This is a genomic window from Microbulbifer bruguierae, from assembly GCF_029869925.1.
Lineage (GTDB): Bacteria > Pseudomonadota > Gammaproteobacteria > Pseudomonadales > Cellvibrionaceae > Microbulbifer > Microbulbifer bruguierae.
This window is the reverse complement of sequence record NZ_CP118605.1, coordinates 350,373-363,403: the sequence shown is the minus strand read 5'-3', so window position 1 is coordinate 363,403 and position 13,031 is coordinate 350,373. Positions and strand designations below refer to the sequence as shown.

The 13,031-nt window shown below is 56.8% G+C and carries 8 protein-coding genes and 1 tRNA gene; 7 read left to right on the top strand and 2 right to left on the bottom strand.

From position 1 onward, the window contains the following. The first annotated feature begins 616 nt into the window (after positions 1-616). From rne to PVT68_RS01595, 3 genes are all read left to right on the top strand, one after another. Positions 617-3,715 carry a ribonuclease E gene (rne, locus tag PVT68_RS01605; RefSeq protein ID WP_280320826.1) on the top strand — a complete coding sequence of 1,033 codons (3,099 nt, stop codon included), beginning with the start codon at positions 617-619 and terminating at the stop codon, positions 3,713-3,715. 122 nt (positions 3,716-3,837) lie between these two features. After that, positions 3,838-3,925 (top strand) — tRNA-Ser (locus PVT68_RS01600). Between the two features lie 239 nt (positions 3,926-4,164). Further along, positions 4,165-5,445 (top strand): MgtC/SapB family protein, encoded by a 1,281-nt coding sequence (locus PVT68_RS01595; protein WP_280320825.1) that lies wholly within the window; start codon positions 4,165-4,167, stop codon positions 5,443-5,445. 575 nt (positions 5,446-6,020) lie between these two features. On the opposite strand, the gene PVT68_RS01590 is transcribed toward PVT68_RS01595, so the two are convergent. Together PVT68_RS01590 and PVT68_RS01585 are read right to left on the bottom strand one after the other, a co-directional pair. After that, complete coding sequence (locus PVT68_RS01590; RefSeq protein WP_280322566.1) at positions 6,021-6,869, bottom strand: alpha/beta fold hydrolase; 849 nt, start codon at positions 6,867-6,869, stop codon at positions 6,021-6,023. Next, complete coding sequence (locus tag PVT68_RS01585; RefSeq protein WP_280320824.1) at positions 6,829-7,194, bottom strand: hypothetical protein; 366 nt, start codon at positions 7,192-7,194, stop codon at positions 6,829-6,831. The genes PVT68_RS01590 and PVT68_RS01585 overlap by 41 nt, the downstream gene beginning before the upstream one ends. Here PVT68_RS01585 and PVT68_RS01580 point away from each other — a divergent pair. From PVT68_RS01580 to PVT68_RS01565, 4 genes are read left to right on the top strand one after another with little or no spacing between them, the layout of a single operon-like run. Continuing rightward, the gene (locus tag PVT68_RS01580) at positions 7,193-7,876 is read left to right on the top strand and encodes a hydrolase (RefSeq protein WP_280320823.1); all 684 of its coding nucleotides are present in this window, start codon (positions 7,193-7,195) and stop codon (positions 7,874-7,876) included. The genes PVT68_RS01585 and PVT68_RS01580 overlap by 2 nt on opposite strands. Before the next feature lie 43 nt (positions 7,877-7,919). Continuing rightward, positions 7,920-9,938, top strand: a complete 2,019-nt coding sequence (locus tag PVT68_RS01575) for an amidohydrolase (RefSeq protein ID WP_280320822.1) — start codon at positions 7,920-7,922, stop codon at positions 9,936-9,938. A 16-nt stretch (positions 9,939-9,954) separates the two neighbouring features. Further along, a complete protein-coding gene (locus tag PVT68_RS01570; RefSeq protein ID WP_280320821.1) occupies positions 9,955-11,601 on the top strand; it encodes an MFS transporter in 1,647 nt (548 codons plus the stop codon). A gap of 32 nt (positions 11,602-11,633) precedes the next feature. Beyond that, complete coding sequence (locus PVT68_RS01565) at positions 11,634-13,025, top strand: alginate export family protein (RefSeq protein ID WP_280320820.1); 1,392 nt, start codon at positions 11,634-11,636, stop codon at positions 13,023-13,025. Positions 13,026-13,031 lie beyond the last annotated feature (6 nt).

Sequence of the window (13,031 nt, the reverse complement as noted above, 5' to 3'; positions counted from 1 at the left end):
AACTTTGTCGGTGAGACTCCTTGTGAGCGCGTCGAAAGGCTGAGCTCAAAGATCGCGCCCAAAGAGAGTGCCCAGGGAACGCAGCAAAATTGCACCCCCCCGAAGCTCTCACCGACTTGACCCCGCTATTGCGGGATTTTTGCGAAGGTAAGACGGGCTGACGCCCGCAGCGCTTGGAAAAGACTCGATTCGTTACATCTCGCTCTGAGATTTTGTCGCCAGCGACCGAACTGGCCCCCGGCGTTTGCAGCCGATGCACCATGGCATCCCTGCGGCGCAGGTAACAAACAGGTAAGACCACAAGGGCCCAGTTACGAACCGGCCCCAGAGCCAGAACTGCGATGTAACCCATGCTGCCCCTACCCGGGAAGCAGCCAGGAGCCGCCCGAGATATACACGCGGCCGCCCTGGCAGGAAGCGAATACCGTATGAACTGGGTATTCAGAGTTAAAAATATGAACCCGGCAGGCATCGCCCATTTGCGCTGCCCATAGACCGGGCCACATATAAAACAGCAGTGATTACAGGGACATCCCCGGTCACAGCCGTATCCACTCAAGCCTGCGAGCTTCAGCGGTGTTTTTGCCTTTGCACAACGCAAGGAAAAAACTGACGCATGAAGAGAATGCTGATCAACGCAACCCAGCCGGAAGAGCTGCGCGTTGCACTGGTCGATGGCCAATGGCTGTACGACCTCGATATCGAAAACCGCACCCGCGAACAAAAAAAAGCCAACATCTACAAAGGTAAAATAACCCGCGTAGAACCCTCCCTTGAAGCCGCTTTTGTCGACTACGGCGCTGAGCGCCACGGCTTCCTGCCGCTGAAAGAAATATCCCGCGAATACTTCATAAAACAGCCCAAAGAGATCGAAGGCCGCATCAAAATCAAGGATGTGGTCAAAGAGGGCATGGAAGTTATCGTCCAGGTGGACAAAGAAGAGCGCGGGAATAAGGGCGCAGCGCTGACCACCTTTATCAGCCTCGCTGGCCGCTATCTGGTATTGATGCCCAATAACCCCCGTGCTGGCGGTATTTCACGCCGCATTGAAGGCGACGATCGCAGCGAACTGCGCGATGCCCTCTCCAGCGTCGACGTCCCCTCCGGTATGGGCATCATCGTACGCACCGCCGGTGTCGGCCGCAGTGGCGAAGAACTTCAGTGGGACCTCAACTACCTCCTGCAGCTGTGGACGGCGATCAAGAAAGAGGCGGATGACTCCAAGGCCCCCCATTTCCTGTTCCAGGAAAGCAACGTCATCATCCGCGCGATCCGCGACTATATGCGAGACGATATCGGCGAAGTCATCGTCGATGAGAATGGGGCTTACCAACTGGCGGCAGAGTTCGCCCGTCAGGTCATGCCGAACTACGCCCATAAGGTTAAGTTCTACGACGACAACATCCCGCTATTCAATCGCTACCAGATCGAAAGCCAGATCGAGACCGCGTTCGAGCGCGAAGTGAAACTGCCTTCCGGTGGCTCCATCGTCATCGACGTCACCGAAGCCCTGGTGTCTATCGACATCAACTCCTCTCGCGCCACCAAAGGCGGCGATATTGAGGAAACCGCGCGCACCATCAACCTGGAAGCGGCCGACGAGATCGCTCGCCAGTTGCGCCTGCGCGATATGGGTGGCCTGGTAGTCATCGACTTTATTGACATGCAGAGCAAGTCCAACCAGCGCGAAGTTGAAAAGCGTATGGAGAAGGCCCTCGGCATGGATCGTGCCCGCGTTCAGGTAGGTCGCATTTCCCGCTTCGGTCTGCTGGAAATGTCCCGCCAGCGCCTGCGCCCCTCCCTGGGTGAAACCACTTTCCGTGTGTGCCCCCGCTGCAGCGGCCAAGGCACCATTCGCGGCACCAAATCCCTGGCACTGTCTATTCTGCGCCTGGTAGAAGAGGAAGCCAAAAAAGAGCGCAGCGCCGAGATTCGAGCAATCACTCCGGTGAACGTCGCAACGTACCTGCTCAACGAAAAGCGCAAGGCGATCTCCAATATTGAAGCGCGCAACAATACCCGCGTGGTGGTTGTTCCCAACGCCGATCTGGAAACCCCGCATTTCGAAGTCCAACGCCTGCGTGATGACGATTCCGCTACTCTGGAAACGTCCTACAAAATCGCCAGCTCGATCGAAGAAGTGGCTGATAAAAATCAGGAAGAGGAACCTCTGCGCGCACCAGCACAGCCCGCAGTTCAGCAGATTGCCCACACTGCACCGGCACCCTCTCCTGCAGAAAAGCCGAAGGCAAAAGCTAGCAAGGAATCCAAACCGGGACTGTTCAGTCGCCTGATCAGCGCTATCACCGCGCTGTTCAGTGGCGAAGAAGAGTCCTCTAACAAAAAGCACCAGAAAGGCAAAGGACGCGGCAAGAACTATCAGCAGCGCAATCGCAGCCAGCGTGGCGGTCGCGGACGCGGACGCAATACTCGCGGTGGCCGCCGCGACGATCAGCGTAGCGACGAGCGCAAAGACGAGCGCAAAGACGAGCGCAAAGAGGACACTCGCTCCAAGCGTAACGACAAGCGCCGCGAAGACACTGAAGCCACAGAGCGTCGCAGTGATAACCGCGATAACGCACGCAGTGAATCCGGGCGCGAGCAGAGCAGAGATGGCAACCGTGAAGGCCAGCGTCGCAGCCGACGTCGCCGTGGCGGTGATCGCCGCAGTGAGCAGCAGAGCCCAGCCGCCGAGGTGGAAACCACCAACCTCGACAGCGCGGCTATCGAAGTTGCAGAAACCGGCGACGATCAGCAGCGTCCATCGCGCCGTCCCAGCAACGTGCGCGCCCGTCCGCAGCCTCGCCGTCGCGGTCGTCGCGGTGAAACCGGTGGCGCCGATGAAAGCGAAAGCGCCGAACAGCAGGAACTGAACCGTGAGGTAAACGAAGCCATCGATAGCGCCGAGCGTGAAGCGACGGCCAAACCGCGCCCGGAGCGCAAGCCTCAGGAAAAACCGGCTGAAAAGCCGGTGCAAAAGCAACCGGAGCAACAGGCAGAGAAACAGATCGCCGAGCCCGCACAAGCAGCACGCAAACCCTCAGGCGACCGGCCACAGCCAGCCCGCCAAGAAGTAGCGCAGAAAGCCGAAAAGCCGCCTGTAGAAGCGCAACCAGCAGCTGAGCCGGCCAGCGCAACATCTGTGCAAGCCTCCAGCGCGCATCCCGAAGCCGTAGACGCTGCAGAAGCGCCCAAAGCAGAAGTTGCTGAAGCGCCCAAAGCGGAAGCCCCGGTAGAAGCAGCACCGGTTAAGGAAACAAAACCCGCTGTCGAAGAGGAAAAATCACAGGCTGAATCACCGTGGAACACCGCTGCTATCGCGCCGAGCGAGCCAGCAGAGGTGGAAGAAACTCCAGCAGTGCTTGAAGACGCTACTCAAGAGTCAACCGCGGAAATTACTGAAGTGCCTGCCGAGGAAGTCCCTGTACCGGTAACTGAGACAGCTGAAGCCCCATCGGCAGAAAAAGTGGCAGCGCCGCACGCCGCGGCAAAAACCACCCGCGCCAGTAACGACCCTCGTGTAAACCCCAACCCGCTTGGAGAGTTCGAGATCGTTACCGCGCGCCCGGCAATCGGCGAGCTGCGCCCTCTGGATACTGCACAACCAGCAGCCATCCAGCACCAGCCCCGCCCACTGCAACGCCCGGTGAACGACCCTCGGGTTAAGCGCAGTGCTACAGTGGAAGCCGACAGCGACTCCGCCGAAGCCAGCTGATTCTTGCAGGCAGGAAAATGGGTTAGCTGCTCAAAAATGCAGCTAACCCATTGAAGTTATTAAAAAAATCTCAGATGCACTTGTACCGGAACAACAGCTCGGTATAATGCGCAGCACAATTTGGTGGGGTGGCTGAGTGGTCGAAAGCGGCGGTCTTGAAAACCGTTGACTGTAACAGGTCCCAGGGTTCGAATCCCTGCCCCACCGCCATATAAATGAGCCCGGCTATATGCCGGGCTTTTTTTATATGCGCTGGGGGAGATTTGGAAGAGAACCCCCGTTCGAGCCGAAGCCGGCAAAGCCAGCAGAGACCAGCGAGCGAAGCGAAGCAAATTCCAACCCGCCAGATATGATCCGGTACCGGGCAATCCTCTCCCAACTGGTCACGCCATAAAAACCCAACTCTGTCCTCCACTACAATGATGTGACAACCAGAACCTCACATCACAATGGCCCCAGACAGCCCTTTAACCCCCCATCAATTACTCGACTCCGAAAGCATCCTCGCCTTCGCCATCGCTCTGGGCCTTGGCCTACTGATCGGCCTGCAACGGGAACGCACTTCCGACCGACTTGGCGGCATCCGCACCTTCCCACTGATTGCCCTGTTTGGCGCCCTGACCGGGTACCTGAGTCAGGCGCCAGGACTCAACTGGCTTATGCTCACAGGCTTAAGCGTTATGACAGTACTTATACTGTTAGGGAATATAGAGCGCCTGCGCGGGAAGGATGATTACACCGGGATCACGACGGAAGTGAGTGCGCTCCTTGTCTATCTGCTGGGCGCATTCATTGTACTCGGCGACAAAACCGTGGCGGTGGTGGTGGGTGGAACCATAGCTGTGCTGCTGCATTTCAAGCCCGGCATGCATGCCTTTGCAGAAAAGCTCTCGGAAAAAGATTTGCGCTCAATCATGCAGTTCGCGGTGCTGTCGCTAATCATTCTACCGATACTGCCCAATCGTACTTTCGGTCCCTATGACGTACTTAACCCCTTTTCCATCTGGTTACTGGTGGTGCTGATTGTCGGCATCGGTCTCGGTGGTTACGCGGCATACAAGGTCGTGGGCGCACGTGCCGGCACTCTGCTTTCAGGCCTGATCGGAGGATTGATTTCCTCGACCGCCACGACTGTCATTTATGCCCAACAGGCCCGGAACCAGAAAAAAGCCGCGGTACTGGCCGCACTTGTGATATTGATCGCATCCACCACAATGTTTATCCGTATGTTCGTAGAAATAGCCGTCGTAGCACCGCGACAATTGATGGAGTTTCTGCCACCACTAGGCCTTCTATTTGTAATCAGCCTGCTAATCTGCGCTCTCACCTTTCTCTGCATCCGGCAGCAGGAAGACGCAATGCCCGAGCCCGGAAACCCCGCAGAATTGAAGCCTGCACTGATTTTTGGTGCCCTGTACGCACTCATTACAGTCGCCATCGCGGCCGCCAGAGAGTATTTCGGTATACACGGCATTTATGTCGTGGCGCTGATTTCCGGGTTTACCGATGTCGATGCCATCACCCTTTCCACCGCCAATCTCGCTGCCAACGGCAACATGGATGTGGGTACAGCCTGGCGCTCAATGGTCATCGCAAACCTCGCGAACCTGACCTTCAAAGCCGTCGCCTCTGGCGTTCTCGGTGGCGTGATCCTATTTCGCTGGGTCCTGCTACTGTTTGCCATTCCCTTTACCGCAGGTCTCTCGTTGTTGTGGCTATGGCCCAAATAAGTTCACAGTGATTTAAAATCCGGTTGAATTTTCAAGTACCCCTTGTACACCCAGCAACGTGTTTCTCGTTAGAGAAGGAACTCATCAATGAATGCCAAGGTACAAACAGATTCCATAAGTGCAATTGATATTGCTATCTAGTATCAAGTTTGAAGTGCAACGCAGCCGTTGGCCGCGGATGCCAGCCATGCCCGTATCGCCGAGCGGATCAAAGATGGCCAATCGCCACCAATCCCCCTGGATACCTTAATACGCATTCTTCAGGAATCTTACGATCCAACAGCGGCATTTCCCGTTCCAGAGGGCAGCTATACAGAATTGTTGGCCAACACTGCTATTCCGCTAAAGTCACTGTGCGGCGATCACCATTTGGCATTCCCAGTGGAGAACTGGTATCGACTGAATCGAACCCGGCCATCCCTTTACATCGTAACCGTCCCTCAAGCCGGGCACGCCCCCAACACCAGGAACCAGAATTCTGCGCGGTAGTCATCGCATCGTTCGTCAAAAATATGCTCGGCGCCGGCGGCTGATGCGGCGCTACGATATGATTGCGGCGCAAGTATCTAAAGTACTCAATTTCTGAAAAAAGCCAGAAGATCGGGATTGATGATATCCGGGTGCGTCGTACACATCCCGTGAGGCAATCCCTTGTAAGTTTTCAGGATGCCATTTTCCAGTAACTTCGCGGATAACGGTGCCGAGTCATCAAAGGGGACAATCTGGTCATCATCTCCATGCATCACCAGGGTTGGAACCGTGATCGCCTTAAGGTCGTCTCTGAAGTCAGTTTCACTAAATGCCTTGATGCAGTCGTAGTGAGCCTTGGCGCCGCCCATCATGCCCTGACGCCACCAGTTCCAGATGACACCCTGATCGACTTTTGCTTGCGGGCGGTTGTAGCCATAAAACGGACCGCTCGGTATATCAAGGAAAAACTGGGCGCGATTTTCCACTAGCGCCGCACGAAACCCATCGAAAACCTCTATCGGCAGTCCGCCGGGGTTTTTATCCGACTTCACCATGATCGGCGGAACCGCGCCGATCAGTACAGCTTTGGCAACACGACCGGCCTCGGCACGCGCGACATAGCGGGCGACTTCACCACCGCCGGTCGAATGCCCGACGTGGATCGCGTCTTTAAGATCGAGATGATCGACCAGTGCCGTAACATCTGCGGCATAGGTGTCCATGTCATTTCCACTGAATGTCTGGGTAGAGCGACCGTGACCGCGGCGGTCGTGGGCAATCACCCGGTATCCATGGCCGAGGAAAAACATCATCTGGTTGTCCCAATCATCCGCAGAAAGGGGCCAGCCGTGGTGGAACACGACCGGCTGAACGTCACGAGGCCCCCAGTCCTTGTAGAAAACCCGTGTCCCGTCACTGGTGATAACTCGATTGCCGATTGCGCACGTTTCCATCAACCCGACTTCCCGTGGAAAAACTTTCTCTAACGATAGATCTGTTCTCACCCACAAAGATCAAAATACCCGCAAATTTACCTAGCGTAATTTTAAGCCGGCAATCGCGATCAATCACGAAAGTAGAGAGCTGTTGAAATAATACCGGCGCATATTCTTCCGCACCTGCTAGGCTAATTTCCGTGCGTGCTTTTGCCTCCGAAACAGGTTCACTGCCTTCGTATCCCTGACTGAAAATCGTCGTAACCACAGGCATTGCCGTCGGCACTTCCACGTCACTTAAATGATTCACAACCCAATAATCAAACAGGAGCTCTCGTTTCATGTCCGCTAAACCTGAACTTTTGATACCGGGAAATTGCCAGCTGATTTTTATCGACCAGCAACCCCAAATGGCATTTGGCGTTCAATCGATCGACCGTCAGGTATTGAAAAACAACGTAGTGGCACTGGCCAAGGCCGCCAAGGTATTCCAAATCCCGACCACCATCACCACCGTAGAAACCGAAAGTTTCTCCGGGCACACCTACCCCGAGCTTCTCGCGGTTTTCCCTGAACTGCCGCTATTGGAACGCACCTCGATGAATTCTTGGGATGACCAGAAAGTGCGCGACGCACTCGCCAAAAATGGCCAGAAAAAAATTGTGGTTTCGGGACTTTGGACCGAAGTCTGCAACAACACCTTCGCATTCGACGCCATGCGCGAAGGCGGCTACGAAATCCACATGGTGGCCGACGCCTCCGGTGGTACCTCGAAGGAGGCCCATGACTACGCGATGCAGCGCATGATTCAGGCCGGAGTAATCCCGGTTACCTGGCAACAGGTAATGCTGGAATGGCAGCGGGACTGGGCGCGCAGGGACACCTACAACGATGTAATGGATATCGTCAGGGAGCACTCAGGTGCTTACGGAATGGGGGTAGATTACGCCTACACCATGGTGCACAAGGCCGAAGAGCGGGTGAAACACGGCGTGGTAGAAGCCCCGGTCGCTGCGAAAAAATAGGCAACACCGGCAAACAGTGACAACAACAATGGTGAGTTGACCGATGGATGCGCCCTCCTCTGATAATCCGCAAACGTCACCCGACAACGTCTCACGCAGGGAGGTGGTGAAAAAAGCCGCAAAAGGAACCGCGGCCCTGGGGGCATTTGCCCTACTTGGTCCGCTCGCCACCACTCGCAGCCACGGAGGCAATAACGTTTTGGCAGACCTGATTCTACGCAACGGAAATATCACCACATTCGATCCTAAAAATCCGGAAGTGAGCGCAATCGCCATAAAAGACGGACTGGTTCAGGAGATCGGCAGCGACAGCGAAATCATGGCCCTCGCCGGTGATAAAACTCAGGTCATCAACCTCGACGGCAAACGGGTTATACCAGGTCTGAATGACAGCCATATGCACCTGATCCGGGGTGGACTGAATTACAACATGGAGCTGCGCTGGGAAAATGTCCCCTCACTGGCGGATGCTCTGCGAATGCTCAAAGAGCAGGCGGACCACACACCGGCGCCACAATGGGTGCGCGTGGTTGGCGGCTGGTCGGAATTCCAGTTTGCCGAGCGGCGCATGCCGACCCTTGCAGAAATCAATCGCGCGGCGCCCGACACCCCGGTGTTCATTCTCCATTTGTATTCCCATGCTCTATTAAATCGCGCCGCACTCAGGGCCGCGGGTATCCAGCGCGACACACCCAACCCTCCCGGCGGAGTGATCGAAAAGGATGCCAATGGCGAGCCTACGGGAATGCTGATCGCCAAACCATCGGCAATGATCCTCTACACGACTCTGGCCACGGGGCCTAAATTGCCAATACAGGATCAGATCAATTCCACCCGGCATTTCATGCGGGAGATGAACCGGTTGGGGATCACTTCGGTGATCGACGCCGGTGGTGGCGGTCAAAACTATCCCGATGACTATCAGGTGGTGCAGAAACTGCACGACGAAAAACAACTGACGGTGCGCATCGCCTACAACCTGTTTGCCCAGAATGCGGGCGCGGAACTCGGCGATTACGAGCGCTGGGTGAGAATGACAGAACCCGGTGCCGGTTCGGCCATGCTGCGCATGAATGGCGGCGGCGAAAACCTGACCTGGTCAGCGGCGGACTTCGAGAATTTTCTCGAGCCGCGACCGGAACTGGCGCCGACCATGGAAAAGGAACTGGAGCCTATCGTCGCCCTGCTGGCAGAAAACGCGTGGCCGTTCCGCATTCACGCCACCTACGACGAATCGATCGACCGTTTTCTCACCCTGTTTGAGCGGGTAAATGGCAAGACCCCATTCAAGACGCGTTTCATCATTGACCATGCGGAGACCGTCAGTGAGCGCAATATGGAACGCATCAAGGCTCTGGGGGGTGGAATCGCCACACAGCACCGAATGGCATTCCAGGGCGAATATTTTGTCGATCGCTACGGTGCAGACGCTGCGAAAACCACCCCGCCAATTGCAAAAATGCTGGCGATGGATCTACCCGTCGGCGCGGGCACCGATGCCACCCGCGTTGCGTCCTATGATCCCTGGACCGCGCTGTACTGGATGACCACCGGCAAAACCGTCGGCGGCCTGTCACTTTATGACCGCGAAAACATTCTGGATCGTGCGACGGCACTGCGCCTATGGACCGAAGGTTCCGCCTGGTTTTCAGGGGAACACGCAGTGAAAGGCTCGCTGAGGCCGGGTCAATTCGCTGACCTTGCGGTGCTATCTCAGGATTACTTCAAGGTTTCCGATACGGCCATCCGGCAGACTGTGGCCGAGCTGACCGTGGTTGGCGGAAATATTGTGTATGCCGCTGGTCCATTCTCCAGGTTCGATCCGCCACTACCACCGGCCAGCCCCGACTGGAGCCCGGTCAATCGGGAAGCTTCACCGGCAATGCGCCAGACCAGTGCGCCAATACAAGCGCGAGCATTCAGTCGCGCCTGTAGTGATGGATGTACCAGCGGTTGCGCCCTCCACGGACACAATCACCAGATTGCCTGGAACTCCCCAATCCCCGCGGGCAACCAGCGGGATTTCTGGGGTGTGCTTGGCTGTTCCTGTTTTGCCGTTTGACCGGTGAAGACGCGCTGTGGCCGCTGACCAAAAGCGTAAACCCACCTCGGGCTGGGCACCGTTTCACCACATCGCTTTTGCGGTACTGTGGACCGCAACGGTCATTTCCAATATCGGCACCTGGATGCACGATGTCGCGTCGGGATGGCTGATGACATCGCTCGCGCCCTCACCACTGATGGTGGCCCTGGTCCAGGCCGCCACCAGTGCGCCGATTTTTTTGTTCGCGCTGGCCGCGGGCGCCCTCGCGGACCTCATCAGCCGACGCAAACTACTTATCGTCGTAACCGTATTACTGTTTTGCAATACGTTATTGCTGGCGGGCCTGGTATTCGCCGGCGAAGTCACACCCGGGATCTTGCTCGTATTCACCTTTGTGAATGGCACCGGTGCCGCCTTTGTCGCTCCGGCTTGGCAAGCTATCGTCCCGCAACTGGTGCCCCGTGAACATTTGCAATCCGCCGTTGCCCTGAATGGGGTAGGCATCAATATCAGTCGCGCCATTGGCCCCGCTCTGGCTGGTGCCATAATCGCGGCCATCGGAATCGCGTGGCCTTACGGCATCAATGCCGTGAGCTATCTGGTCGTTACTGCTGCGCTGCTGTGGTGGAAACCGCCGGCAACGGCCGCCAGTGACCTCCCCGCCGAGCGCTTTTGGAGCGCCATGCGCGCGGGACTGCGCTACACGCGCGCGAGCCGAGTCATGCGATCGACGCTGATCCGTGCAATCGCTTTCTTCCTGTTTGTCAGTGCTTTCTGGGCCCTTCTTCCCCTGGTAGCCCGCCAGGAACTGAAAGGCGGCCCACAGCTCTATGGCTTCATACTTGGTGCTGTAGGCGTGGGCGCCGTAGCCGGCGCCTTTCTGCTTCCAAAGCTGTCGAAGAAATTTCCCCCTGATCATCTGGTGGCGATCGGCACACTGGGAACTGCTGTGGTGCTTGTGATATTGGCTCTGGTCAAACGTACAGATGCGGCACTGGTGGCAAGCCTGCTCGCCGGTGCCTGCTGGATCACCGTGCTGTCGCGCCTGAATGTCTCCGCCCAACTCGCGCTACCCGACTGGGTCCGCGCGCGCGGGCTATCCATATTCATTACCATTTTTTTCGGAGCAATGACGCTCGGCAGTATTGTGTGGGGTCAAGTCGCCTCCCACCTGGGAATCCCCGTCGCCCAGTTGATTGCCGCCGCCGGCGCGTTAATCGCCGCAGTACTCAGCTGGCGCTTCAAATTGCTGAGCGGAGACGCGCTAAACCACGCCCCGAGCGGATATTGGCCGCAACCGCTGGTGGCGGATGACATAGCACTGGATCGCGGACCGGTGATGGTAACGGTCGAGTATCAGATTTCGCCCAGGGACACCGCAGCATTTATGCAGGCCATGCGCGGTTTGAAAGCGTCGCGAGAACGCCACGGCGCCTACGCCTGGGGACTTTTTGAAGACGTCGCCATTCCGGGAAGAATGCTGGAATACTTCATTGAGGAATCCTGGGTGGCACACCTGCGCCACCATCAGAGAACCTCCGTGCTCGACAATGAAATTCAGCAGCGCGCTCTCCAATACCAAAGCCCGGATACCGCGCCAATCGTCACCCATATGCTGGCACCGGACCCGGCAAGACAACTCCCTGCAGACAAAACCTGTGGGGACGGCACGTTAAAATGACGCCGCAACACCGGTACAACCCCGGTTCCTGTGTGCACCGAACAGCCTATCAGCTACTCGCAGCCCCCCTATTTACATTGACGGTGAATGTCGCGGCTGCTGAGCTTCCGCCTATCCAGAAACTGCGCTTCAACGAGGACTATTCGGCACTTCTCACCCAGTCGCGCTCTACCTGCTGGCCGGAGTACTGGAAAGCCATCCCCCTGCAAAATGGTGCCGGCGGCTACCTGAATATCGGCGGGGAAATCCTGCAGCGCTACGAATACACCGATAGCCCAGTTTTCGGGCAGGACCCACAGGATCGCCACGGGGTATGGTTCCAACGCTATGCGATACTTGCCGACTTGCGCTGGAGCTCACACCTTCGCCTGTTTGCACAACTTAACAGTGCTCTCGAGTCCGGGCGTCGCGGAGGCCCGAGTCCCGTGGACGAAAACAAGCTCGAATGGCAAAACCTGTTTGTGGATTTCGACATCGCAACATCGAACAATGGAACACTGACCCTGCGACCGGGCCGCCAGGAAATTGTGCTGGGTTCAGGTCGCCTTGTGGATGTGCGCGAAGGTCCGAATGTTCGCCGCACCTTTGATGGAGGCCGCATATTATTCGCAGATAATCGCTGGCGGCTGGAACTGTTCGCAGTGCGTCCGCGAGAAGATCACGCGGGAATTTTCGACGACTCCACCAGCGACCGCTATTCCCTTTGGGGTGCCTACGGGACGATCAGGCAGCCATTTGAAACTGTCGGCGATCTGGACCTCTACTATCTCGGCTATAGAGACACCGATGCGCTTTACGTGCAGGGAAGCGGCCGTGAGAGGCGCCAATCGTTCGGAGCGCGCTATTGGGGAGAACACGGAAGCTGGAACTGGAACTGGGAATCACTGATTCAAACAGGAATATTCGCCAGTGGCGATATCGCTGCCTGGACGCTGGCCACAGAGACCGGCTACCGCTTTGAACACTTTGCCTGGAAACCGGAATTGCGGTTCAGTATCAATATTGCCAGCGGCGATGATGATCTCGACGATACGGACCTCGGTACGTTCAATCCGCTGTTCCCACGCGGTAATTACTTTTCCGAAGCCGCTGTATTTGGCCCTCGCAATTTTTACAACGTCCACACATTCCTGAATCTTCTACCCAACGCCGACTGGTCTCTCACCGCCGACCTGAATCTGTTCTGGCGCCTGGAAACAGCCGACGGACTCTACAGCCCGAGCGGCCAGATCGTCCGTTACCCGAACGGCAGCACAGCACACTTTGCGGTGACAACCCTATCTCTTACTGCGGAGTACAGTCCGGTGCGTGGGTTGGTGTTTACCGCCACACACACCTTCGGCAAGCCCGAGGCCTTTCTCGAAGAGACCGGGACTCACGAATTTCTCAACTTTACCGAGCTAACGATGCAGTACCGGTTTTGACGATCG